This is a genomic window from Roseobacter insulae, from assembly GCF_019375555.1.
Classification (GTDB): Bacteria; Pseudomonadota; Alphaproteobacteria; order Rhodobacterales; family Rhodobacteraceae; genus Roseobacter; species Roseobacter insulae.
This window is the reverse complement of the sequence record NZ_JAHXDN010000001.1, coordinates 1061751-1085158: the sequence shown is the minus strand read 5'-3', so window position 1 is coordinate 1085158 and position 23408 is coordinate 1061751. Positions and strand designations below refer to the sequence as shown.

General features: G+C 59.4%; 22 protein-coding genes and 1 pseudogene. 5 read left to right on the top strand and 18 right to left on the bottom strand.

Annotated elements, in window-relative coordinates; all coding sequences use genetic code 11:
* Window positions 1-10: 10 nt before the first annotated feature.
* The 5 genes from KX928_RS05245 to KX928_RS05225 form a co-directional block, all read right to left on the bottom strand.
* Window positions 11-742: a cytochrome b561 domain-containing protein gene (locus KX928_RS05245; RefSeq protein ID WP_219499692.1), complete on the bottom strand. Its 732-nt coding sequence runs from the start codon at window positions 740-742 to the stop codon at window positions 11-13.
* Window positions 742-1614 (bottom strand): carbohydrate ABC transporter permease, encoded by an 873-nt coding sequence (locus KX928_RS05240; protein ID WP_219499689.1) that lies wholly within the window; start codon window positions 1612-1614, stop codon window positions 742-744. Before KX928_RS05240 ends, KX928_RS05245 begins: the two co-directional genes overlap by 1 nt.
* The gene (locus KX928_RS05235) at window positions 1614-2531 is read right to left on the bottom strand and encodes a carbohydrate ABC transporter permease (RefSeq protein WP_219499687.1); all 918 of its coding nucleotides are present in this window, start codon (window positions 2529-2531) and stop codon (window positions 1614-1616) included. Before KX928_RS05235 ends, KX928_RS05240 begins: the two co-directional genes overlap by 1 nt.
* Window positions 2532-2600: 69 nt before the next feature.
* A complete protein-coding gene (locus tag KX928_RS05230) occupies window positions 2601-3938 on the bottom strand; it encodes an extracellular solute-binding protein (protein ID WP_219499685.1) in 1338 nt (445 codons plus the stop codon).
* Window positions 3939-3973: 35 nt separating this feature from the next.
* Window positions 3974-5056, bottom strand: a complete 1083-nt coding sequence (locus KX928_RS05225) for an ABC transporter ATP-binding protein (RefSeq protein WP_219499683.1) — start codon at window positions 5054-5056, stop codon at window positions 3974-3976.
* 171 nt (window positions 5057-5227) lie between these two features.
* Here KX928_RS05225 and KX928_RS05220 point away from each other — a divergent pair, with 171 nt between their 5' ends.
* Window positions 5228-6241 (top strand): LacI family DNA-binding transcriptional regulator, encoded by a 1014-nt coding sequence (locus tag KX928_RS05220; protein WP_219499681.1) that lies wholly within the window; start codon window positions 5228-5230, stop codon window positions 6239-6241.
* A 48-nt stretch (window positions 6242-6289) separates the two neighbouring features.
* On the opposite strand, the gene KX928_RS05215 is transcribed toward KX928_RS05220, so the two are convergent.
* The 4 genes from KX928_RS05215 to KX928_RS05200 form a co-directional block, all read right to left on the bottom strand.
* Window positions 6290-7036 carry a DUF3379 domain-containing protein gene (locus KX928_RS05215; RefSeq protein ID WP_219499679.1) on the bottom strand — a complete coding sequence of 249 codons (747 nt, stop codon included), beginning with the start codon at window positions 7034-7036 and terminating at the stop codon, window positions 6290-6292.
* The gene (locus KX928_RS05210; protein WP_257883519.1) at window positions 7023-7556 is read right to left on the bottom strand and encodes an RNA polymerase sigma factor; all 534 of its coding nucleotides are present in this window, start codon (window positions 7554-7556) and stop codon (window positions 7023-7025) included. The genes KX928_RS05215 and KX928_RS05210 overlap by 14 nt, the downstream gene beginning before the upstream one ends.
* Window positions 7557-7842: 286 nt before the next feature.
* The gene (locus KX928_RS05205) at window positions 7843-8427 is read right to left on the bottom strand and encodes a YceI family protein (RefSeq protein WP_219499677.1); all 585 of its coding nucleotides are present in this window, start codon (window positions 8425-8427) and stop codon (window positions 7843-7845) included.
* Window positions 8428-8506: 79 nt separating this feature from the next.
* The gene (locus KX928_RS05200) at window positions 8507-9409 is read right to left on the bottom strand and encodes a LysR family transcriptional regulator (RefSeq protein ID WP_219499675.1); all 903 of its coding nucleotides are present in this window, start codon (window positions 9407-9409) and stop codon (window positions 8507-8509) included.
* Between the two features lie 124 nt (window positions 9410-9533).
* Between KX928_RS05200 and KX928_RS05195 the strand changes: the two genes are divergently transcribed.
* Both KX928_RS05195 and KX928_RS05190 read left to right on the top strand, forming a co-directional pair.
* Window positions 9534-9983, top strand: a complete 450-nt coding sequence (locus KX928_RS05195) for a globin family protein (RefSeq protein ID WP_219499673.1) — start codon at window positions 9534-9536, stop codon at window positions 9981-9983.
* A gap of 17 nt (window positions 9984-10000) precedes the next feature.
* The gene (locus KX928_RS05190) at window positions 10001-10288 is read left to right on the top strand and encodes a DUF1330 domain-containing protein (protein ID WP_219499671.1); all 288 of its coding nucleotides are present in this window, start codon (window positions 10001-10003) and stop codon (window positions 10286-10288) included.
* Window positions 10289-10325: 37 nt separating this feature from the next.
* Here KX928_RS05190 and KX928_RS05185 read toward each other — a convergent pair.
* The 5 genes and pseudogenes from KX928_RS05185 to KX928_RS05165 all read right to left on the bottom strand — a co-directional run bounded on the left by KX928_RS05185 (window position 10326) and on the right by KX928_RS05165 (window position 16364).
* Window positions 10326-11032: pseudogene (locus KX928_RS05185) on the bottom strand (SDR family oxidoreductase).
* Window positions 11033-11072: 40 nt separating this feature from the next.
* Window positions 11073-12782 (bottom strand): hydantoinase B/oxoprolinase family protein, encoded by a 1710-nt coding sequence (locus tag KX928_RS05180; protein ID WP_219499669.1) that lies wholly within the window; start codon window positions 12780-12782, stop codon window positions 11073-11075.
* A gap of 4 nt (window positions 12783-12786) precedes the next feature.
* Window positions 12787-14865, bottom strand: coding sequence for a hydantoinase/oxoprolinase family protein (locus KX928_RS05175; protein WP_219499667.1), 2079 nt, complete (start codon window positions 14863-14865; stop codon window positions 12787-12789).
* Between the two features lie 144 nt (window positions 14866-15009).
* Complete coding sequence (locus tag KX928_RS05170) at window positions 15010-15435, bottom strand: GNAT family N-acetyltransferase (RefSeq protein ID WP_219499665.1); 426 nt, start codon at window positions 15433-15435, stop codon at window positions 15010-15012.
* 110 nt (window positions 15436-15545) lie between these two features.
* Window positions 15546-16364 (bottom strand): N-acetylmuramoyl-L-alanine amidase, encoded by an 819-nt coding sequence (locus KX928_RS05165; protein ID WP_219499663.1) that lies wholly within the window; start codon window positions 16362-16364, stop codon window positions 15546-15548.
* A gap of 311 nt (window positions 16365-16675) precedes the next feature.
* Between KX928_RS05165 and KX928_RS05160 the strand changes: the two genes are divergently transcribed.
* Entirely contained in the window at window positions 16676-18301 is a 1626-nt protein-coding gene (locus KX928_RS05160) for an amidohydrolase family protein (RefSeq protein WP_219499661.1), read from the top strand.
* A 20-nt stretch (window positions 18302-18321) separates the two neighbouring features.
* Here the strand turns inward: KX928_RS05160 and KX928_RS05155 are convergent, their stop codons facing one another.
* The 3 genes from KX928_RS05155 to KX928_RS05145 all read right to left on the bottom strand — a co-directional run bounded on the left by KX928_RS05155 (window position 18322) and on the right by KX928_RS05145 (window position 21334).
* Window positions 18322-19332 carry a cytochrome d ubiquinol oxidase subunit II gene (locus KX928_RS05155; RefSeq protein WP_219499660.1) on the bottom strand — a complete coding sequence of 337 codons (1011 nt, stop codon included), beginning with the start codon at window positions 19330-19332 and terminating at the stop codon, window positions 18322-18324.
* A gap of 2 nt (window positions 19333-19334) precedes the next feature.
* Window positions 19335-20723 (bottom strand): cytochrome ubiquinol oxidase subunit I, encoded by a 1389-nt coding sequence (locus KX928_RS05150; RefSeq protein WP_219499659.1) that lies wholly within the window; start codon window positions 20721-20723, stop codon window positions 19335-19337.
* Between the two features lie 209 nt (window positions 20724-20932).
* Window positions 20933-21334 carry a rhodanese-like domain-containing protein gene (locus tag KX928_RS05145; protein ID WP_219499658.1) on the bottom strand — a complete coding sequence of 134 codons (402 nt, stop codon included), beginning with the start codon at window positions 21332-21334 and terminating at the stop codon, window positions 20933-20935.
* A 163-nt stretch (window positions 21335-21497) separates the two neighbouring features.
* On the opposite strand from KX928_RS05145, the gene KX928_RS05140 reads away from it, so the two are divergent.
* The gene (locus KX928_RS05140; protein ID WP_219499657.1) at window positions 21498-22247 is read left to right on the top strand and encodes a sulfite exporter TauE/SafE family protein; all 750 of its coding nucleotides are present in this window, start codon (window positions 21498-21500) and stop codon (window positions 22245-22247) included.
* Window positions 22248-22260: 13 nt separating this feature from the next.
* Here KX928_RS05140 and KX928_RS05135 read toward each other — a convergent pair whose 3' ends face one another.
* Window positions 22261-23406, bottom strand: coding sequence for an iron-containing alcohol dehydrogenase (locus tag KX928_RS05135; RefSeq protein ID WP_219499656.1), 1146 nt, complete (start codon window positions 23404-23406; stop codon window positions 22261-22263).
* Between the last annotated feature and the right edge of the window lie 2 nt (window positions 23407-23408).

The following is a 23408-nucleotide window of genomic DNA, read 5'->3' as shown; positions in this document are numbered from 1 at the left end:
CTATTGCGGGTCAGTCGTTTGGTTGCGGCAGGGTTTCGACCGAAGGGCGTTCGACCCCCAAACCGATGGGTTTGCGCTGGTTCCCCGGCAGCGACGGATCAGGGCCCCATATGGCCTGATACGTGTCCACCGCCATGCCACGCCGTTGCAATGCAGCCGATGCAACCACCAGCCCTGCCCACCAGACGGCTAAACAAACCCACATCCAGTTCGGCGCATTCGCCTGCCACAAGCCAGACAGAATGGTCAGCACCGACAGCAACAGGGCGGCGTAGCCGATGGTCTTGTGGACGTATTCAAAAACCAGCCGACGCGTCGACATGTCAAAATGGTCACCATGCAGGGAGCCGTCGGCGGAAGGTTCCGTTGGCCCGCCCTTGGTGCCGCGCAGGATGCCGCCCACAATCTGCACGGCGGCCAGCGACAGCGCTGTCCAACCCAGCAGGGCGTGAGGCCCCGGCAGCGATACGAAAGCGGGTGCCGTCAGGACAAGCCAGAGGCCAACGCCCATGAGCAGACAGGCCGAATACTGGCAGATGCGGTGCGTGTTCCACCAGAAGTGGCTGTCCAGTTTGTCGGGCCATTGCTGGCCGGGCATAATTTTGAAATAGCGCGCAATGAAGATGCCCAACGGCACCAGCACCCCCCAGGCGGCGACCATGAGACGGGCATGCCAGCTCAGATGCCAGCCCACCTCGTGCATTCGGGCTGCGTCCATCGGGGCCGATAGCCACTCCATCATCAACCCTTTACCGCGCCTGCGGTCATGCCGGTGATGATCTGGCGAGACGCCACGAATGTGAAGATGATCGGCGGAATGGCCAGCAGCATGCCGGTGGCCATGATGACGCCCCAGTCGATATCGAACTCGGTGATGGAATTCACGATTGTCACAGGCACTGTGCGTGAGTTGCGGTCGGCAAGCGCGTTGGCCAGCAGGAATTCGTTCCAGGCCACCCGAAACGTAAAGATGGCGGCGGCGGCCAGCCCCGGTTTGATCAGGGGCAGGACGACAAGAAAGAAGACCTGAAACGGGCCAGCGCCGTCCATCCGGGCCGCCTCTTCCAACTGGATCGGAACCTGCACGATAAAGCTTTGCAAAATCCAGATCACGAAAGGCAGGTTCATCGCCACGTAAACCAGAATGATCCCCGCGCGCGTCCCGTCGATCTGGAACTGGAAGGTCCAGATGCCAAACACCGGCACCAGCAGCACCGCAGGCGGCACCATGCGCATCGCAAGTGTCGATAAAGACACCGTGTCGCGCCCCATGAACCGGAAGCGGACGAGGGCGTAGGCCGCCATACAGCCGATCACAAGTGTCAGCACCGTGGAGATCAGCGAGATCGTCAGCGAGTTGATCAGGGCGCGCCCGAAGGTTTTGTCGCAGTAGTCGATATGCGGCGCCTCGTACCACAAGAAGTCACACAGGGCGGTCTCGTAGTTGCGCAAGGTCGGCATGAACAGCAGCGAAGAGGTATCTGACATGATGTCGACATTCAGCTTGAGCGAGGTCATCAGCATCATCGCGATCGGCCCCACGGCCATCACCACCAAAGCGACAAGCAACGCGTAATAGGCCGGGTTCTGTTTGTCGTATGACTTGTCCGCCATCACACGTCCTCCTCGGCCGCTTTTCGCAACCGGGCAGTGCGCGCCTCGGTTGCCTTGTTATAGGCGAACATCGCGAAGGTGAGGATCACCAGCAGGATAAGCAGGTAGTTCGACATCGCCGCCGCCTCGCCCAACTCCCGGAACTCCGACGCGGTGCGGGAAATGCGCAAGGACAGGATCTCGGTAGACAGGCCGGGCCCGCCGTTTGTCAGCACGAGGATCACTTCGAGGACCTTGAAAGCGTCGATCAGGCGCAAGAGCAGCGTCACGATCAAGACGGGCATCATCAGGGGAAGCTTGATGTAGATGACCTGTTGCCACCCGGTGGCGCCATCAATCCGGGCCGCTTCCATCGCGGATTGCGGCAGCGACTGCAACGCGGCAAGCGACAGGATGAAAATGAAGGGCGTCCACTGCCAGATGTCGGCGATGACGACGGATGCAAAGGCCCAGTTCCCGTCAGACAGCCAGGGGATCGGGTCGAGGCCCAGGGATTTCAGTGTGCGGTTAAAGACGCCGACGGAAGGGTGGTACATGTAGCGCCACATCAGCCCGACCACGATGGGTGCGATCATCATCGGCAGGATGAACAGCGTCCGCAGCACCGACATGCCGCGAATATTTCGGTCAAGCAGCAGCGCCAGCCCGACCCCGAGAACCATTTCGAGGCTGACCACCACGGTGGCAAACTTCAGCGTTACGTAAAAGCTTTCGCGAAAGGCGGCGTCACCCAGCAGGTTGATATAGTTGCGAAGCCCCACGAATTCCGCTTCGCCAATGCGCTGGCTCGGATTCCAGTCCAGAAAGCTGGCGTAGATCATATACCCGATCGGGTAGAGCAGAGCGACCGCCATCACCAGCGCCGCGGGGGCCAGAAACAAGTAGGGCGTTGCTCTGTTTACATTGGCGCTTTGCATGATCTGATGTCCAAGGAAGCAGGGGGTGGGCCGGGCAGCAAGGTGCCGCCCGACCCCGCTGGGAGAGGTCTACTGCCAGGTGTAGTACCCAGCCTCGTCCATGATGGCGCGCGCGCGCTCGGCCACACCGTTGAGCGCTTCCTGAGGGTCGAGCCCTTCGGTCAGCACCTGGCTCATCGTTGTGCCGATATCCGCGTTGATCTTGCCCCATGTCGGGATGATCGGGCGCCAGTCCGGATCGGCGTATTTCAGCGCTTCACCAAAGGTCGCGGAATAGGGGTATTTCTCGTTCAGCCCCGGATCCTGATAGGTCGAGAACCGTGACGGGTTGCCCCCTGCCATCGCCACCAGAAGGTCGCCTCTCTTGGACGTCAGCCACTGCATCAGCAGGAAAGCGGCTTCCTTGTTTTGAGCATTCTTGGGGATCGCGATGCCAAACCCGCCGGTTTGCGATCCACGGCGCACGCCTTCGGGATGCAGCGCATAACCAACCTTACCGGCCACTTTCGACTTGCTGGGATCTTCAAAGCCCGCGGCGAAGGCGATGGAATCCATGAACATCGCCGCCTGCCCCTGACTGAAGGCTGCCGCAGCTTCGGCGGGGCCAAATGTCTGGGATCCCTCGGGGCCGCAATCCACGATGGTCTTCAGCGCGTTAGCCGCAGCAACACCGGCCTCGTTATTGATGATCGGCTCCCAACTGTCGTCAAAGACCCGACCGCCCAGAGGCGCGAGGTGCAGCAGGAATGCGTGGGAGGCCTGATGACCCGACGCCGCACGCGATGCCATTCCGCCCATGCCCGGTTCCACTTCGGGTATTTTGCAGGCTGCGTCCAAAAGCTGGTCATAGTTTTGCGGCACATCGATGCCGTGTTTTTCGAAGATATCCTTGCGGTAGGCCAGCACGGATGTTTCCGACCCATAGGGAATGCCGAACAACGACCCGGTTGCCCCCGGAAGATACCCCTTGAACCCGCCTGCGATACCAATGTTGGCGACATAGCCGTCTATCAGGTCCTCGGCATCATAAGACGGGTCGGCAAGTTTCGGGTCCATGAAGAACCGCGCGAGGTTTTCAAGCTGGTCCGCGAAAACGTAATCGGCCTTGGAAAAGACGACATAAGCGATCATGTCATAGTCGCCCCTGGATTTGGTCAACTCCAGTGTCTGCTTTTCGCGCATCTTGAGATATTGCAACTGGTCGACCTCGACCTCGATCCCGGTTTCCTTGGTGAATTCAGGCAGGATCTTCATCATCGCGTTATAATGTGGGTGCGCTGGCACGTTGATCACCAACGTCGTCCCGTCGTATGGCGCATACGGTCCGCCATGACCGTCCGCAACCGCGACCCCCGCCATGGAGACGGATACCGCCGTTCCTGTCAGAATTGATTTGAGTGATAGCATTCTTGGTTCCTCCCTAATGCCACATTCGGCTTGTGTCAGAGCCTGAGCCCTGTTGATTTGTCGAAGATCATGATTTCGCCCGTCAGCACGCCAAAGGTCTGAACGATACCGGATCTGATCGGCGCTGCACTTTGCGTCTCCACCAGAACATCGGCCGCGCCACAGCGGGTGACCAACACCGACTGCGCGCCCAGATATTCAGAGACGATCACACGCAGCTCGATCGGCGCGCCTTCGGTGCCTTCGGAGGTGAAACTGGATGGCCGCAGGCCGAGCGTCACGTCCTTTGCGGCGGCAGATTTCAGGCGGGCACCCATTTCCGCATCAAGCGGCAAGGCATACCCATCGCCGCGTACCCACATCGCGTCACCCTCCTGCGCAAGTTCCCCGTCAAGGAAGTTCATCGTGGGCGATCCGATAAAGCCGGCCACGAACTTGTTGACCGGGCGTTTGAATAACTCCTCCGGGGTGCCCTGTTGCTGAATGAACCCATCGCTCATCACGACAATCCGGTCTCCCAATGTCATGGCTTCGACCTGATCATGGGTCACGTAGACCATGTTCTTGTCGATCGTATCGCGCATCTCTGCCAGTTCCGCGCGCATCTTGCCGCGCAGCTTCGCATCAAGATTTGACAGCGGTTCATCGAACAGAAACGTGCCTGCATCCCGCACCAGAGCACGACCCATAGCCACCCGCTGGCGCTGCCCGCCGGACAATTCTGCAGGTTTGCGATCCAGCAGATGCGCTATGTTCAGCATCTTTGCGACGCGCTGAACCTTCTCCTCGATCTCGGATTTGGAGACCCGGGCAAGACGCAACGCAAAGGACATGTTCTTGGCGATGTTCATGTGCGGGTAGAGCGCATAATCCTGGAACACCATCGCAAGGTCCCGCTCCTTGGGGTCCAGCTTGCTGATCGGTTTGTCATCAAAGTAGATCTCGCCGCCGGTCAGCGTTTCCAACCCGGCGAGCATGCGCAGCGTCGTTGACTTGCCGCACCCTGAAGGCCCGACCAGAACGGTGAATTCCCCATCATCGAAGGTCAGGTCAAACGGCGGCAGGACCTCCACCGATCCATAGCTCTTGGACACTTGATCAAAAATAATTTTCGGCACGTGATCCCCCACCTGCACCACGACTGCGATGCTCTCGCCTAGGTTTCAAAAGTGCACAAAGGACTGGCTTTCGCGAAGTGAAAAAGCAATAAACAACGTTAGCGTTAACGTTATCTGACACTTAATATTTTGATATAAAATAGTATTTCCACGGGGAGCAGCGCGCGCGCTATGGTCAAGGACAGCAAACCCACCAAGATCGAGGACGTGGCGGCACGGGCGAATGTCAGCATCATGAGCGTGTCCCGGGCGATCCGCGGCGTCGAAGGCGTGTCCGAGAAAAAGCGTGCGGAAATCCTCCGGCTGGCGCGGGAAATGAAGTATGTGCCGAACAGCAACGCCCGCTCCCTTGCCGTTGCGAACTCAAACCTCATTGGCATTTCGCTACCGACTTTTGCCGGTGAAGTCTTTGCCGACATCCTCAACGGCATGCGCAAGACTTTCGATTCCGCGGGCTACTCCAGCGTGATTGATACCACCGAATACAGCCCCGAAGCCGAGCTTAACTGGGTGCGGCGCCTTTTATCATGGCAACCAGCGGGCATTATTCTGACGGGCACCGATCACACTCCGGAGACACAAGACCTGTTGCGGGCTGCGCCCATTCCAGTGCTGGAAATCTGGGACCAGAGCGAGGATCCAATCGACATTTGCGTGGGCATCGACCACTTCAAGGCAGGGCAGATGATCGGCGAACATGCTGTCGCGCTGGGGTATGCGCGTCCTGCTTTTGTCAGCACGGCACGCGGCCATGACACCCGCGCAGACGCCCGCCTGGAAGGTGTCCGCGAGGTGTTTGCACGTCTTAAATCTGCGCCCGTTCTGTCGTCGCGCATCGCATCTGACAACAACTTCGCCACGGGTTTTCAGGGCACCTCGGAACTCTTGAGCGGCGATGTCCCCGACCTCATCTGCTACCTCAATGACCACATGGCATTCGGCGGGATGATGAGTTGCCAGGCGAAGGGCCTCTCTGTGCCGGACGACATCGGGATCATCGGGTTCAACGAATTGGATCTGGCAAGCGTGCTGCCGATGGAACTGACAACAGTGCGCACGCTGCGCAAGCTCATGGGCATTGTCGGCGCACGCAATCTGCTGGCGCGGATCAACGGTGCAAAAACCGACACATGTACGGTTCTTCCCATCGAATTCGTGCCCGGGCAAACAACACGTCCGCAATAACGGCACTACTGTGGCAGTGATGGCAGAGCCGGCGAGCAAGCCGCCAGATCAGATGTCCCGTGACGAAAACGTGTCAGCGACACGCCGGATGAGGGAGTCATCGCTTCCCCCGATCAACAGATACTCAAATCCGCCCCGCGTCCACCGCGCGGCGCTCATACCCTCCATGTCGCTCATCACCGGTCCTTCGGTGGCGTCACCCTCTGTTCTGATGATACACAGGGCGACCGGATCCCCCGTTCTGGTCAGGAAGGCCAGTTGGATCAGGGCACGGCCCTTGAAGCTCAGCACCTGAGCGCGCTTGTATTCCATCTCTGGAAAAGACTGCAGCGCATCAACCGCGACCGTCTTACCGATGGCCGCTGCCACCCGGTCAAGCTCCGACTGTTTGGCGGTCTGATCCTGATTGACATGCGCCAATGTGCTGTTGGAATAGAGCGCCTGATACGAGGCCACGTATTCCGCCCAACCGGGGTGACGCGCGCTGCCATAAAACGCGCCAGCCGCCAACCCGACCACCAAAGCGACACTTGCCGCCAAGGCCATACCCGCGATCTGAAAGCGCGGTTGTCGGTGTGGCGTGTCGGGCAGAACCGGCATTGGACGAGATGAAACCCTCAAAAGATCAAAGCTGGAGGCAATTGCGTCCTCGTCAATTTTCAACGCGTCAATACGCCGGACAAGAGCTGCGTTCGATGCCGCGGCCCGGGCAATCTCTTCCACGGGGGCAAGGTCATTTTCGCCATCCAGAAAGGCGACAAGCTCTTCATCGGTGAAATATCTATCTTGCATCACGCGCCCTTCCTTCTTCGCGGAATTTCTGGCCCAAAGTTGCCCGGGCGGTAGCCAGACGGCTCATCACGGTACCCAGCGGAATGTCCAGTATCATTGCCGCGTCGCGATACGAATATCCCTCGACGTAGACCAGAACCACGGTCACCCTCTGTGCCTCCGGCAAATGCAGCACCGCCATCAGAACCTCCCGGTGCATGGCAGCGGCTTCCGGTCCGGCATCGGGGCTGATGATATCGGTCTCTTCTATTGCCACCAGACCGCCGCCAGCACGTACCGCGTTCTTGCGCATGTCACTTACCCACAGATTGTGAGCGATGCGGAACATCCATCTGTCCAGCCGGGTGCCAACCTCGAACTGCTCTGCCTTCTCCAGCGCTTTGAGAATGGCGCCCTGCGCCAGATCATCGGCGCGGTCAGCTGTGCCCGTCAGTGTCAGACTGTAGCGCCAAATACGCGGCAAGATGTCCGGAATCCCATTCCGAACAGCATCCTGAGCCTGATCGTTGCGCCAAAATGTCAAAACATCCCCTCAGTCGTAGCCGCCGCCTGCATGGCGCGTCTTTCACCTGTTGCAGCCAGATAGGCAATCACACCGTCGATCTGACCGGCCCTTTGCAATTCGCGACTGCCATCGTGGTGCCTGGCATAGGGTCTTTCTGGCCAGCACTTCCCCGCCCCGGGGCAGACCTGATTGTAGCACGACACTGTCGAATGGCATTCCCGCACGCTTTGCTCCGATCGGAGCGTCGAAATCACTGTCCCGCATCGCACATCGGGCACGATGCGGGAAAGCACTTGTTACCATGTTACTTTTCAAAAACCATGCGCACAGAGACCGGGGTCACCCGAGTGATGCCGGACAGGCTGGCAAGCTCCATCAGCGCATCGATCCCCGCGTCAATGCCAAGATCTTCGGTCGACAGCATGATGAAATCGGCCGTTGTGACCAGCACGCGATCCTCACCAAGCCGGGCCACGAGCATTTTCGCTTCGACATCCGTTTCGAGCCCGCCGAAAGTCAATGTACCTTCAATGTCCATCAACCGGGTTGCCCCGACCTCCAGTGCGGTCAGTTCTTCCATGTCGATTTCACCGCTTAAGACGGCCGTCGCACTCCCACCCTGAAACACATGCTCGGTCATCCGCTCGTTGCGGATGTCGATGTTGGTCTCCACGGAGGACACGTCGATCATGATTGCCAGTTCTCCGGCTTCGCTGACCGACCCTTTGACGGCGCTGAAATGATGCACCTCCCCGGCCGTGTCATTCTTGATGGATCCGAAGGCAACGCTCGACTCGCCATCGACGGACGCCCAGTTGGCATGCCCGCCGGCAAACGCCGCGGTTGCCACAAACAAGGTTGCAGTGGCGACGGTAGCAAGAAATTTCATGAAATATTACCTCCCGGTTTCTGGTGAATGGCTCAGTCAACATCTAGAAAACGCGCGAGGGGTCGAATTTATTCGAAAATTATTTGTGCGACGGGCCATTCGCTGGATCCTGGTCGGTATTCGGGCGGTCGCCACCCTGTAAGATACGCCGCAATGCCGCGACTTTCGGTGGGCAGGCGCCCTTTTGCCAGATCAGCAACGTGCGCAGTCTTTGCTGATGTTTGGGCAGGCGATGTATCCTCAGACGGTGTGCTTCCGGAAAGCTCGAAATGACACTGCGCGGGACAAGTGCCGCACCCATGCCCGCCAGAACGCAGCCCAGCATCGCGTGATAAGAACCCAGTTCAACCGTTCTTTGCGGCAGGTCCCGACGCTCCGCATACCATTCCTCAAGCCTGCGGCGATGCGGGCAGCCGTGTTCGAACACGATGACCGTTCTTGGCAGGTCTCCGCTATCGCTGATCGGCGGGTGGTCTTGCCCTGTCACGATCACCGGCTCTTCGTCAAAGGCGACGATCCAGTCAAACCGCGCTTCTGCCACCGGTTCGGCAACAAGCGCGGCATCAATCTCGCCCGCCATCAGCGCTTTCGACAATTGGGTCGGGTTACCCGTTTTCAACTCCAGCACCACGTCGGGGTGTTTTTTCGCGTAAACGGACAAGGGTTCCGGCAGTCTTACGGCTGCCGTGCTTTCCATTGCACCCAATCGGAAAACTCCCCGAGGCGTGTCATGCTGCACTGCCGCCTCTGCCTCGCTGGCGAGGGCTAGCAACCGCTCGGCATATTCCAGAAGCGTCTGCCCCGCAGGCGTTAAAATCAGCCGCTTGCCGCGTCGGTGGAAGAGTTCCGTTTGCAGGCGATCCTCCAGCTGACGTACGCGCGTGGTGACATTTGACTGCACACGGTTCAGACGCTTGGCAGCTTTTGTAATGCCACCTTCCTGAACCACCGTGGCAAAGATTCTCAGTTCCTGCAGGTCCATACATCACTTTTTGAGATCAAAAATATCTTAATTATTCATTTTTTATGACCAAAGGAAAGCGCTATTGAGAACATCATGCGCAAAAGCGCGCGTCTTCGTTCGGTTATTCAGTCAGGAGCATAGCATGGAACGTGAGAATATCGCCTTGGTTCAGGAAACGTGGCAACAGGTGGTCCCCATTGCCGACACGGCCGCCGATCTGTTTTACAACCGCCTTTTTGCCATCGATCCAGGCACCCGAAGCATGTTTGCGGCAACGGATATGTCACAGCAAAAGGGCAAGCTACTGCAGACCCTCGCCGCGGTCATTTCCAACCTCCATGCACCGGACAGCATCCTGCGGGACGTCGAGAGCCTCGGGCGTCGCCATGCCGGATATGGTGTTGAGGCCCATCACTACGACAGCGTCGGCACGGCCCTGCTTTGGACCTTGGAACAAGGGCTTGGCGAAGCGTGGACGCCACGGGTGAAATCCGCATGGGCAGACGCCTTTGGCCTCATTGCCACGCAGATGCAGGCCGGCGCGGCGCAGCATCCGTCGCGCTGCGGCTCTTTCTCCTCCAAAACAGCTTAGAATCAGGGAGTTTTGCCATGTCCAAAGGATATTGGGTTGTACGTGTCTCGGTAAAAAACGCAGAGAAATACCCGGCCTACCTCAACGCTGCACGACCGGCGTTCGAGAAGTTCGGAGCGCGCTTTCTGGTGCGGGGCGGTCGCTATCTGGCGCTTGAAGGTGTTGCACGCGACCGCAATGTCGTCGTCGAATTCAGGGACTATGACACGGCGCTAAACTGCTACCACTCGCCAGAGTATCAGGCGGCCCGAAAGATACGGGCTGCAAACGCGGACGCCGATTTCCTCATCGTCGAAGGTGCATGACTGCGGCTGCGCGACGGCGGGCAGGCGATAGCCGCCCTCAGACCGACCGTGTAATGCCGCCATCCACCCGGATGTTCTGCCCGGTGATATAACCACCACCCTCTGACGCAAGAAAGGCCACAACCGAAGCGATCTCGGTCAGCGAGTTCCGTAACGACCCATCGGCACCATGGCCCGAAACTCTTCCTTTTCCTGAAGGCTGTCGATGAATCCCGGCAGAACGTTGTTCATACGGATGTTTTCGGATGCATATGTATCGGCAAAAAGCTTGGAGAAGGCTGCAAGACCGGCGCGCATCACGCCGGACGTCGGGAAGACGGGGTTCGGCTCGAAAGCTGCAAAGGTAGAGATATTGATGATCGCGCCGCCCCCTTGCGTTTGCATGATCGGCGTGACCAGACGAGTGGGGCGAACGACATTGAGGAAGTAGACATCCATTCCGGTGTGCCAGTCGTCATCCGTCAGCTCCAGCACAGGCGCGCGCGGCCCGTGCCCTGCCGAATTCACCAGAACGTCGATGCGGCCCCAACGGGACATCGCGGCGTCGACGAGTTTTTGCAGGTCTTCCGTCGATTGATTGGTCCCGGTGATGCCCACGCCGCCGAGTTCATTGGCCAATGCCTCGCCTTTTCCCGAAGACGACAGGATGCCCACCTTGAAGCCATCCGCGGCAAGCGCGCGCGCGCAGTCTGCGCCCATACCACTGCCGCCCGCCGTGATCAGTGCAACTTTCTCATCTGTCATGTTCATTTCCCTTTTAGCTGACGCCACGCCTGTCAGCACATCAGATATCTTCTCCCAGGCGGAGCGTGCGTTGCACCGCAGCGATGTCGTCATCACTCAGTCCGTACTCCGATGCCGCAACCCGGGCCGAGATGTACCCGCGGGCAAGATCACGCTTGACCAGCGCTTTGTCGCGCCCGGCGGGATCGCCGTAACCGGCACCGCCGGGAAAAGCCAAGACGACCTTGCGCCCATGCGCCACGAATTGTTTTCCCTTGCCGCGCATCGAGGTACCGTTGTCCTGTGCAATTGTCGTCGGCGCGCCCGGCGCGCCGCCGCGCCGTCCACGCGCCGGGTGATCGACCCGGTCAAACATGGCCTGAAAATCGAACTCATGCCCGTCACGCGCCCCAACCTCCATGTATTGCCCCAGACCGCCCCGCTGCCGTCCCGCGCCGCCTGAATCCGGACGCAGTTCCTTGCGCCAGATGATGACCGGGCCTGCGTGCTCCGTCGCCTCGATCGGCATTGTCATCACCCCGGAGGGGAACGCCGTCGCGTTCAGCCCATCATGCTCGGGCCTTGCCCCGGATCCCCCGGAATTGAAGGTGAGCACTTCGGACCGCACCGCATCGACGGGTGCGGGGGCGTCGGTCCGTGGGCGCAGACTGACCTGAAAGTTGCACAGGCATCCTGCCCCCTCGGCGGGCACAACGCCCGGCAGGAGTTTGTCGAGCGCATTGTAAACGGCATCGGGTACGAAGTGCCCGACAATGTGGCGCAATGCGACCGGTGCCGGGTGCAGCGCATGCACGATGGAGTTTGCTTCTGCCGAGACTTCAAAAGGCGCCAGCGAGGCGGCATTGTTGGGAATTTCAGGCGCAACCGCACATTTCAAGCCGTAACACGCATAGGCTTTCGTATAGACAAGCGGGCAGTTGATGCCCTTTTTATCCACCCCGGACGTACCTGAAAAATCCGAAAGAATACGGTCTTTTTCAATTGTCAGTCTGACCCGGAGCGTAATCGGCGTGTCGAAACCGTCCACGGTCATTTCGCCGCAGGCTTCTCCGGGCGGCAAGGCCGCGATCCGCTCCAGCGTTGCGCGACGCGAGTTTTCCAGGATGAAGCCCGCGATGCCGTCCAGATCATCCAGTCCGAATTCTCGCATCATATCGATCAGACGGCGATGCCCGATCTCGTTGCAGGTGGCCAGCGCATAGATATCTCCGATCAGTTGATCGGGCGCGCGGACATTGCCACGGATGATCTGAACAAGTGTCTGATCAACATCGCCCCCCGCAGCGAATTTCATGATCGGGATGTACAGTCCTTCTTCGTACACGCTCGCTGCATCCGCGCCAAATCCGCGCCCGCCGATATCGACAATATGAGCCGTACAGGCGAAAAATCCGACCAGCAAACCGTTGTGAAACGAAGGTGTCACCATCGTGATATCGTGCAGGTGACCTGTCCCTTCCCATGGGTCGTTGGTGATATAGATATCACCTTCGAAAATGTTCTGCCGACCGATGCGCCGAATAAAATGCGCAACCGCATCAGCCATAGCATTCACGTGACCGGGCGTGCCCGTGACCGCCTGCGCCAGCATCTGACCATGGGTATCGTACACGCCCGCCGAAAGATCCCCGGCCTCTCGCACCGAGGTTGAGAATGCGGTGCGCACAAGCGCCTGCGCCTGCTCTTCAACCACAGAGATCAGGCGGTTCCACATGACCTGATAGGCGACATTCGAATGCTCTTGTCCCATCGCGCTAACCTTTCCGAATGACGTCGATGCAACCGTCGGGTTGCCGTATCGCGGTGCGGCTGGACGGCACGATGATGGTTGTCTCGTCTTCTGTGATCGCAGCCGGGCCAGCAATATTGGCCCCGGTCTCCATCGCATCGCGTCGTACAACGCAAGTGTCCAGGTAGTCGGATTTGGCCGGATCGAACATCTGTCTCTGCGCCGCAACAGGCGCAGCGCCCGCGGTCTTGGCCGTTGCGACAGCGGCGGCTTTCTCTGCCGGGGTGGTTGCGTTGACCGACCACACCGTGATTTCGACATCAAGCCCCTGCACGGTCCGGCCAAAGAGCCGGGTGTAATTCTCTTCAAACAGACGTTCGAACCTCGTAGCATCCGGTGCCCGCGCGTCGTTTTCCCCAAGTACCACGGGTATCTCCCAACCCTGCCCGGTATAGCGCATGTACACTTTGAACTGTGACAGGATGTCAGCTGTCGCGTCGCAACTGCGGACAAACCCTACCGCCTCGGACTGCAACTCGACCAACAGGGATTTGATTTTGTCGCCATCGAAATCCGACAGCTTCATATACACGGACCGATTGGCCTCAAAGCTGATCGGTGCACGCAAAAAGCCGATGGCTGATCCGACCCCGGCACCGGGGGGCACCAGCAGACGGTCCACGCCCAGCTTTTCACATAATCGTCCCGCGTGCAGCGGGGCCGCGCCGCCAAAGGCGATCATCGTGTATTCGCTGAGATCCTCGCCGTTTTCCACCGCGTGAACGCGCGCGGCATTGGCCATGTTTTCGTCGACCACCTCCGCAAGACCGAAGGCGGCGGTCGTGGCATCCATGTCGAGCACGTCGCCCACTACCGCCGCAAGGGCTGCTTTAGACCTGGCTGGATGCAGCGGGATCGATCCGCCGGCAAAATTATCCGGATCCAGTCTGCAAAGTACAAGGTCTGCATCCGTGACCGCCGGCTTGTCACCGCCCCGGCCGTAACAGGCCGGCCCCGGTTCGGACCCGGCGCTTTCCGGCCCGACGCGGATCTGACGCAGCGCATCGACATGCGCCAGGGAACCGCCGCCTGCGCCGATTTCGACCATGTCGATCACCGGGATCGAGATCGGCATCCCCGATCCCTTCTTGAACCTGTAGGTCCGGGCAACCTCGAAAACACGGCTTGTTTTGGGCGTCTGGTTCTTGATCAGGCAGATCTTTGCGGTGGTGCCTCCCATGTCGAAGGACAGCACCTTGTTCAGCCCGTACCGTGCCGCGATATGAGCCGCAAAGACCGCCCCGCCCGCCGGACCAGATTCGACCAGCCGCACGGGAAACTCGGCGGCATTTTCAAGCGACATGATGCCCCCGCCAGAATGCATCAGGAAGATCCTGCAGGTGATACCTTCGTCCCGCAGCCGACCTTCGAGCCGCCCGAGATAAGACTTCATCAAGGGTTTGATATAGGCATTCGCGACAACCGTGTTGAAACGCTCATATTCGCGCATCTGTGGTGACACTTCGGCCGACAAGGATATCATCGCGCCGGGCATCTTTTCGGCGACAACCTCCGCCACCAGCCTTTCGTGCGCATCATTGAGGTAGGAGTGTATCAGGCCAATAGCGACACTTTCAAAACCCGCCCCGGCAATCTGCTCCACCACTTTTTCCACCTGCGCCCGGTCAATCGCGATCAGCACGTCCCCCCTTGCATCAACGCGTTCCGCCACGGTGTAGCGCCTCTGGCGCGGCAGCAGCGGCTCGGGCAAATTGAGGTTCAGGTCATATTGTTCAAACCGGCTTTCGGTGCGCATCTCGATGACGTCCCGAAAGCCCTGCGTGGTGATCAGCGCCGTTTTCGCCCCGCGCCGTTCGATAAGCGCATTTGTCGCGAGCGTGGTACCATGGATGATCTGACCAATGTCGGACGGGTGCACTCCGGCCTTCGCACACACCTGATGCATGCCGTCGATAATTGCGATCTCAGGGGCGCTGTAGGTGGTCAGCACCTTGGTTGAAAATGCGTTGCCATCTGTCTCAAGAACGACGTCTGTGAAGGTTCCGCCAATATCAACGCCAAGGCGTATCGAAGAAGAAGTCATGCGCTTTACCTGCCTGCGTGTTGCGATCACCTAAGCACCGCATCACGCTGGCTTCAAATTTTTATTTCCAAGACATGTGACGGAGTTTCCGGATCCTGTGGCCCGGCTAGACTGCGACGCGCCCGGCACCTGGTCTGCGCAGGCTTAGTGCGAAACAAGCCGTTTTTCCATCCGGACCTTGTTGCCGTCTCGACCGCTTTCCTGCCATCCCAGGTGCTGATAGAGCGCGATGTTCCGGGGCATCAGCACATGCGTACTGAGTGTCAGCCTGTGCACACCAAGCCTGCGGCAGTCATCTTCGACGCGGGCCATCAGAGCACGGCCCAGCCCCGTACCCCGCGCGACAGGCGCCACAGCGATGTTTGTCAGGACAGCGTCGGGATTCTGCACGATCACGATGGCCCCGCCAACGACCAGGCCGGACTTTGTCGCAACCCAAACCGAGTTTCGAGAGATGTCCTCCTCAATCCCTGCAGATACATCCGGCAGGTCAGGTATGGTCTCTTCATAATGCGCATAAGCTTGATCAATACACGCGGCCAGTGGCCCAGCATCTGCCAGAGTGGCCATGCGTATGTCATACTGGTGCATACCGACGCCCTGCACGACCGCTCACCAAAAGCGACGGGGAAACGACAGACCGGTTCGGATTATCCGGGCACCCGCGCTTGGCCCAACCGTCACCGACCAGCCAGTTTCCCGATCGTGACCGCAGCATCCAGCGCATATGCGAGATTGTCGGCGATAATGTCCTTACGGTCGATCAGCAGTTGTTCTTCCTCCGGGCAGGACAGTTCGCCAACTTCCAGAACCCCTTCGAAGATGCGCGACTTGATGTGCTTGTAAACGTAGTAAGACGACAGGTTGGCGGTGAAATTGTCGTTCATGAACTCATTGTAGGTATAGCCCAGCGAGGTGCCCAGACCATATGCCACAAGGTGCATGCCCAGCAAGTCGCTCCCGTCGTCATATCCGAGGCTCGGGGCCGATGCGCAGGGCGAGCTGCTGCCGTCGGCGTGGATCGACAGGAAGACATAGCCTTTCAGCGGGCGCGCAAAACCGTCCGCCGGGATCACGGCGACCGAATGGCCCAATTCCTTCAGACGGCTGGCCAGCCGTTCCACGATACCTGCCGCCAGCTTTTGTTCAGAGATGAGCGCCCCGCCGCCGCCGGTTGACCCGCTGGTACGCCCGTAGTGTCCGGGCTGCAGGATCACATCGTACAACGTGCTGGTGTCCCCGTTACTGACCATGTCCGCGATCGGAATGATCTCTCCTACAAACGGTGGCGCCATATCCGCATCCATATCGACCGTTGAGTCGAAATACTCCGTCAGCCCACCAACCCGGGCCAGCGCAGAATTGGCAATCTCGGGGGCGACGCCCTGCTCCTGCTCGTCGCTGCCATGCGCGTGCAGCATGCTGCCGATTGCGATCACCGACAAAGCCACCGCGGCCAGCATCCGTATCCCAATTCCGTTTTTCGAAAATCGTTTCATCAATACCCCTCCTAAAATGTCGTTCCAATAAAAGCGGGCGCTGACGAACGCTCGCGAGGCCAAAATGCCGCTTTCCGGCCAATCACCATCGCACATCAACCTGCGCCAGGCGGCCTGCGCCGCGTACGATCCACCTCGACCCCAAATGGTCCGCCCGCGGATTGGCGTTTAAAAACCTTACCAAAAAATCCCAAAAAATGCGACCTTGGCGTTACGTGGATTCTATTTGTTCAATTTTAGCGCGCGCTGCGCATCGCTTGTCCTGTGGGTGCGACTGTCGTCAGCCAGTGCGAAGTTCAGGGATTTGACACATGTATAATCGCCGCACTTTTCTTCGGGACGCCGCAATGGGCGCGGCGACCGGGCTGGGCGGATGCTCGGTCTTCAGACCGCTCCTTCCCACGGATTTCGATTTTCCGGTCATCGATATTCACGGGCATATCTTCAACGGCACGGACATACCCGTTCTGGGCTATCTGGATCAGGTGTTCCTGCGCGATCCGCATTCGGATATCGAACCGCCCGGCCTTCTTGGGGCGCTGTTGCGCCTGCTCGTCTTCATCCTCAGAGAAGCCACGCCCGATGCGGAGACCGAATTGAGTTTTCTGCGCACGGCACCTGAGGGGGATTTCGCGCCCACAGTGACCGGCCGGTCCGATGCCGGTGACGCCGCCGCGGTGGCCCGTGCGCTTGCCAAATTCCGCGCCGATCTTGCAAACCGGGACGCAGCACCTTCGCTGGACGGCAGCGACCCTGACCAGGAGCTGCTGGAATTGCTCGGCGGACCTGACGGCCAGCAACCCGATCTCGCGCCGTCCATCGGCGCTCCTGCGGATTTCGCCACGGCGCAGCGGATCTATGAACGCCGCGCCGGCCAGAACACCTACCTGCGCAATTCGCGCATCTTTCAGACGGTCCGCTGGGCTGGGCTGCTTACACGCCCGCGCAGCCGGATCCTGGATGAATACGTTACGCTCTACAAAGCCGGCGGCAACGTCGCGGTGGTGTCGCCGTCGGTACTGGATTTCGAGCTTTGGTTTCGGGCCAATGACCAGATCTCGCCCATGGCTGATCAGGTTGAGGTCATGTCGGAAATCGCCCGCCGGAATGATGATATGCTGGTCCTGAATTTTCTGCAGTTCTGCCCGATCCGCGCCGCGCTGGAACGCGCCCGGGGCCGCAACCCGCTTGCGCTTCTGGAACGGGCTGTTTTCCGGCGCGGGTTCGCCGGTGTCAAACTTTACCCGCCGCTCGGCTACAAACCGACGGACAATGACGACACCGGGATTTTTGGCGAGAAACCCGGAAAGAAGGTACGGGGCGCTGACATCAACCGCGAGCTTGATGCTTTGTACACGTGGTGTTCACGGCATGATGTCCCGATAAAATCCCACGCCACCAATTCCAATGCCGCGGGCGTTTGCACTGCACTCAATGCCTCGCCCGCCCTCTGGGAGCCAGTGTTGACGGCATATCCGGACCTGCGTGTTAATCTGGCGCATTTCGGACGTTTCGACGAAACCGGCGCAGACGACACGTGCAACGGAGGTCCGACGGATTGGGAAGAGCTCACAGCGCAACTGGTGGCCAGCAACGATGGTCTTTATTCCGATCTTGGCTACTGGGTTGCGGCATATGACGGCCCCGCGTCAGAAACATCACGAATCCGGCGCAGGCTGCGCACGCTGATCCGGCAATATCCCACCCTGCCGGACCGCCTGATGTTCGGCACCGACTGGTCGATGCTGGCGCGCGAGCCGACCCACCCCAACTACATCGGGCGCATAGAAAACGTCACCCGGTCCGTCGGGCTGGATATTCGTTCGGTATTTCACGACAACGCGATCACCTACCTTGGGCTTCGCCCTGACACCCCGCAGTGGACCCGTCTGGCGGCCTTTTTCGGTGAAGAGCGGTTGCAAGGCGCCCTGACCTGACGGGCGTGCATCACGGCGCCCTAGTCGTAGCGCAGATCTGTCGCCTTGCCGCGGAAGATATAATACGCAAGGCAGCTGTACCCCAAGATCGCCGGCAGGACAAAAAGCGTTCCGATCAGGATGATGAACAGGCTTTCCGGCGCGGAGGCTGCTTCGTAGATCGTTATTTTTTCCGGGACGACATAGGGGTAGAAGGAATAGGCCATCCCGCCAAACGCCAGCGCAAAAAGCGCCATCGCCGCTGAAAACGGCCCCCATGCGCGCCGGTCGTGTTCTTGCGGCAAGCGCCGGATTTGCCACCATATGTACCCGACCAGAATGCCCGACAACACCGGCAGCGGTGACAGGTAGAAGAATTGCGGAAAGCTGAACCACTTCGCGAAGATGCGCTCGCTTACGAAAGGGGTTGCCAGCGAAATCGCCACGATCCCCAGAATCAGGCCCCAGATGCCACCTTTTGCCCAGCCAACTGCGCGCGCCTGCAAAACTCCGTCGGTCTTGCCGATAAGCCATGCCGCACCAATGAAGCTGTATCCAACGGTCAGAAAAACGGCTGTCAGCAGGGCAAAGGCGATATGGCTCCACGTCCACGTCAGCCCCATGATGTACATGCCAAGCATGAAACCCTGGCTCATGGAAGCCATGAGCGACCCGGCAAAAAAAGCGGCATTCCACTTTGATTTCTGGGCGAGAGGCGCCTTGGCGCGAAACTCGAAGGAGACGCCGCGCAGGATCAGCCCGATCAGCATGATGAAAACCGGCATGTAGAGCGACGTCAGAATGACGCCATGTGCTGTCGGGAAGGCCACGAGCAACAGACCGATCGCCAGTACAAGCCATGTCTCGTTCGCGTCCCAGAAAGGGCCGATAGACGCGACCAGTCGATCCTTTTCGCGGGCGTCGGCCAGGGGCATCAAGAGCCCGACACCAAGGTCGAACCCATCAAGGATCACGTAGATCAGGATGGAGAGCCCCATCAGCGCTGCGAAAGTCCACGGCAGCCAGACTGCCGGATCGCCGAAGATTTCCATCGCTATTCTCCCGGATGAAGTGCCGCAACTTCGGCCTCGCCGCTGCGGGCATAATTGCGTGTCGTCGCCAGTTCACCGCGGGTCGCTTTTCGGGCCAGATAGGTGATCACGGCGATATAGGCAACGATCAGCACCGCGTAGACGACGAGGTACCCGATCAGCGTGCTCAGGACCATGCCGGAGGGTACGTCGCTCACCGCCTGCTTCGTGGTCAGAAGACCCTGTACCAGCCACGGCTGGCGACCGATTTCGGTTGTGTACCATCCCGCCAGTGTCGCGATCCACCCGCTGAAACTCATCGCGGTAAAGGCATAGAGCGGAAGCCGCGGCATGTCGCCGGCACCATACCTGCGAAGGTAGTAGACCCCCGCCCAGGACAGCAGCAACATCGCCATACCGGTGCCCACCATCACCCTGAAACTGAAGAATACGGGCGCGACACGTGGATGCAGCAGCGTGCCGTCCTCGGCAACGAAATCGTTAAGACCGGGCACCACGCCATCCGGCTTATGGGTCAGGATCAGGGAGGCGCCGTTGGGAATGCTGATTTCAAAGTGGTTTTCGCGCTGCGCCTGATCCGGAATCGCAAAGAGCAGTAACGGCACATTCGGGCCCGTTTCCCAGTTTCCCTCCATCGCCGCCACTTTGGCAGGCTGATGCTCAAGCGTATTCAGGCCGTGAAAATCGCCTGCCAGAATTTGAAGCGGGATGAGCGCTGCCGCGGTAATGACACCAAACCGAAAGGTGGATTTCACGTTTTCGGCGCGATCCCCCCAGAGCAGCCTCAGCGCGGACACCCCGGCGATCAGGAATGTCACCGTCAAACCGGAGGCCAGAAGCATATGGATAAAGCGGTACGGCATGGACGGGTTGAAAACGATCGCCCACCAGTCGGTGGCAAAAACAACCCCGTCACGCAATTCGTAGCCCTGCGGAGTGTGCATCCACGAATTCAAAACGATGATCCAGAAGGCAGACATCGTGGTTCCGAATGCCACAAGGAAAGTCGCCAGCGTGTGCACCCATGGCTTTACGCGTGAGGCGCCGAACAGCATGATCCCCAGAAATACCGCCTCAAGGAAGAACGCGGTGATTACTTCGTAGGCCAGCAGCGGTCCGGCGACATTCCCGACGGTTTCCATGAAACCGGGCCAGTTGGTGCCGAACTGGAAGGACATCGTGATGCCGGACACCACGCCCATCGCGAAGGAAAGCGCGAAGACCTTCACCCAGAACATATAGGCGTCCATCCATTTCTGTTCACCCGTCGCGTTGAACCGCAACTTGAAGAACAGCAGCACCCATCCCAACGCGATGGTGATCGTCGGGAACAGAATATGGAACGAAATATTCGCACCAAACTGAATGCGCGACAGAAGTAATGTGTCCATTGTGAGGCCCTCAAAACCCGCTCCGAACGCGTGTCCGGCGCTTGAGGCTCAGATAGGCGGGATTTGCAAAAAGCATACCGTCATGCGACGATTTGCGCGGCCCTTTTGCCCTCTGATCGATATTCAGTCCAGGCACTTGCTATCATGGAAGCGGGCCGTACGACGGCAAAACGTCGAAGATCCGGGTGTCCCCCCACCGGCATGGGAGCCTACTTTTTGGGCTCGGGGTAAGCGACCGGGCCACCGTGCTTTTCCCAACTGGAAAACCCCTCTTTGAGATGAGCCGCCTTGAACCCCATATCCTGCAAGGTGGCGGTCGTCAGAGCGGAGCGCCAGCCCGACGCACAGTGGAACACGAACTTCTTGTCCTGCGCAAATATGTCCTTGAAGTAAGGGCTTTGGGGATCAACCCAGAACTCGATCATACCGCGTGGCGCGTGAAAACTGCCGGGAATAAACCCGCTGCGCTCCCTCTCCCGCACATCCCGAATGTCCACGATCACCACGTCAGGATCGTCAACCATCGCAATCAAATCCGCCGTCTCGATCTCTTCGATCCTCGCACGGGCATCGGCAACCATCTCGGCGGCAGTGGTTTTCAAAGCAGACATCAGAAGCTCCCGAAAAAGTCGTGTTCAGCAGAGTTTTGCACAGTGATCCGGGTGCTTCAACTGCAACCCGATAGACACCCGCCAGCCGCGTCCAATTGACACTTGCCGAAGTTTCAGTCGAACTGCGCTCGTGCGCCGCGCGACCGGAACGGGATGGTTTAGTTTGGAATTCACGACACTCCTGCTTGTGGCAGCCATCGCTTTTCTGATCTCGGGGGCGATCAAGGGCGTTGCCGGAATTGGCTTGCCCACAGCCGCAATTGCATTGATGACGCTGTTCTTCGACCCCCGCACGGCGATTGCCCTGGTGTTGTTTCCGATGATCGGTTCCAACGCCTGGCAGGTCTTTCGGGCCGGGCACCTGAGACGCACCGCCCGCCGGTACGCGATGTTTGCCGGCGTCTTGCTGGTCGGGGTCGCCGCGACAACCTTTGTCACCCAGAACACCGGAGACCGCGCGCTGCTTGCGGTCCTGGGGGTCGTCATCCTCGTCTTTGTCGCCGTCAGCTGGCGTGGTTTGGTGCCGCCCTTGCCTGAGCACCATGATCGCAAGGCACAGATCGGCTTTGGACTCTTGGCCGGCGTGGTGGGTGGCATGACCGCAGGCTGGGGTGCGCCGCTGGCGATGTATCTGGCAACCAAAAGGGTAGACAAGGACGAATTCGTGCGTGCCACCGGCTATCTGATCTTTGTCGGCAGCCTGCCGCTATGCATAGCCTATGCCCAGCTCGGATTCCTGACCGGGCCGCTTGCCGGGGCCTCTGCGATCATGCTCATCCCTGCGATTGCGGGTTTCAGCGCGGGCGAAGTGTTGCGGAACCGGCTCTCGGCGGCAGCCTTCCGCAACGCGATCCTGATACTCTTTGTCTTCCTCGGGCTGAACCTTCTGCGCCGGGCCATCTGGTACAGCTAGGTCGGCCCGGTCGTCAGAGGCAGCTTTCCAACAGCTCGGTTGTATTCTTCACGGTCATTTTCACCGGGTTACCACCACAGCTCGGATCCTGAAGCGCCGAGGCGACCAGAGCCTCGATGTTCGGATCTTTAACGCCCAGTTCCGTAAGGTTCTTGGGAATACCCAGCTTGCCGTTCAACCCGCCGACAAATTCATAAAAGCCGTCGAATCCGCCAGAGACACTCAGGTAATTCGCCGCGCGCGCCAGATGCTTGCGAATTTTGGGCCGGTTGAACATCAACACCTGCTGCATCACAACCGCATTCGTCGTCCCGTGATGGGTATGATGCACCGCACCGATGGGATGTGATAACGCGTGGATAGCCCCAAGCCCCTTCTGAAAAGCCGTGGCCCCCATGGCCGCCGCAGACATCATGTGTGCGCGGGCGGTCAGGTTGGTGCCGTCCTGGTAGGCCAGCAACAGGTTGTCTTTCACCAGTCGCATCCCCTCCAACGCGATACCCTGGCTCATCGGGTGGTAGTGCGGAGAGCAATAGGCCTCAAGGCAGTGGGCAAAAGCATCCATTCCCGTGCCCGCGGTGATTGCCGGTGGCATGCCGACGGTCAGTTCGGGGTCGCAGATCACGACGGCGGGCAGAATCTTCGGGTGGAAAATGATCTTCTTCTCGTGGGTCTCGGAATTGGTGATGACGCTGGCGCGCCCCACTTCGGACCCGGTGCCAGCGGTGGTGGGCACAGCAACGATGGGCGCGATGGCCGCGGCATCGGCCCGTGTCCACCAGTCGTCGATGTCCTCGAAATCCCATAAGGGCCGGGTCTGCCCCGCCATGAACGCGATAACCTTGCCCAAATCGAGGCCAGAGCCACCGCCGAAGGCCACCACGCCGTCATGCCCGCCTTTGCGATAGGCGCGCACGCCCTCTTCGGCGTTCTTCTCTGTCGGGTTCGGATCGACGTCACAAAACATCGCGCGGCCCAGCCCGGCAGAGGTCAGCAGGTCCAGCGTGTTCTGTGTGATCGGCAGGTCGGCCAGACCTTTATCGGTGACCAACAATGGTCTGGTGATGCCTGCCGCGTGGCAGGCGTCAGCGATTTCCGAGATGCGTCCGGCACCGAACCGCATTGCCGTCGGATAGGACCAGTTTGCTGTGAGTGACATCG

Excerpts from the sequence above, each read along its gene's own strand:
- KX928_RS05245 (WP_219499692.1), bottom strand. The coding sequence starts at position 742 with ATGATGGAGTGGCTATCGGCCCCGATGGACGCAGCCCGAATGCACGAG.
- KX928_RS05240 (WP_219499689.1), bottom strand. The coding sequence starts at position 1,614 with ATGGCGGACAAGTCATACGACAAACAGAACCCGGCCTATTACGCGTTG.
- KX928_RS05235 (WP_219499687.1), bottom strand. The coding sequence starts at position 2,531 with ATGCAAAGCGCCAATGTAAACAGAGCAACGCCCTACTTGTTTCTGGCC.
- KX928_RS05230 (WP_219499685.1), bottom strand. The coding sequence starts at position 3,938 with ATGCTATCACTCAAATCAATTCTGACAGGAACGGCGGTATCCGTCTCC.
- KX928_RS05220 (WP_219499681.1), top strand. The coding sequence starts at position 5,228 with ATGGTCAAGGACAGCAAACCCACCAAGATCGAGGACGTGGCGGCACGG.
- KX928_RS05205 (WP_219499677.1), bottom strand. The coding sequence starts at position 8,427 with ATGAAATTTCTTGCTACCGTCGCCACTGCAACCTTGTTTGTGGCAACC.
- KX928_RS05200 (WP_219499675.1), bottom strand. The coding sequence starts at position 9,409 with ATGGACCTGCAGGAACTGAGAATCTTTGCCACGGTGGTTCAGGAAGGT.
- KX928_RS05195 (WP_219499673.1), top strand. The coding sequence starts at position 9,534 with ATGGAACGTGAGAATATCGCCTTGGTTCAGGAAACGTGGCAACAGGTG.
- KX928_RS05190 (WP_219499671.1), top strand. The coding sequence starts at position 10,001 with ATGTCCAAAGGATATTGGGTTGTACGTGTCTCGGTAAAAAACGCAGAG.
- KX928_RS05180 (WP_219499669.1), bottom strand. The coding sequence starts at position 12,782 with ATGGGACAAGAGCATTCGAATGTCGCCTATCAGGTCATGTGGAACCGC.
- KX928_RS05175 (WP_219499667.1), bottom strand. The coding sequence starts at position 14,865 with ATGACTTCTTCTTCGATACGCCTTGGCGTTGATATTGGCGGAACCTTC.
- KX928_RS05170 (WP_219499665.1), bottom strand. The coding sequence starts at position 15,435 with ATGGCCACTCTGGCAGATGCTGGGCCACTGGCCGCGTGTATTGATCAA.
- KX928_RS05165 (WP_219499663.1), bottom strand. The coding sequence starts at position 16,364 with ATGAAACGATTTTCGAAAAACGGAATTGGGATACGGATGCTGGCCGCG.
- KX928_RS05160 (WP_219499661.1), top strand. The coding sequence starts at position 16,676 with ATGTATAATCGCCGCACTTTTCTTCGGGACGCCGCAATGGGCGCGGCG.
- KX928_RS05155 (WP_219499660.1), bottom strand. The coding sequence starts at position 19,332 with ATGGAAATCTTCGGCGATCCGGCAGTCTGGCTGCCGTGGACTTTCGCA.
- KX928_RS05150 (WP_219499659.1), bottom strand. The coding sequence starts at position 20,723 with ATGGACACATTACTTCTGTCGCGCATTCAGTTTGGTGCGAATATTTCG.
- KX928_RS05145 (WP_219499658.1), bottom strand. The coding sequence starts at position 21,334 with ATGTCTGCTTTGAAAACCACTGCCGCCGAGATGGTTGCCGATGCCCGT.
- KX928_RS05135 (WP_219499656.1), bottom strand. The coding sequence starts at position 23,406 with ATGTCACTCACAGCAAACTGGTCCTATCCGACGGCAATGCGGTTCGGT.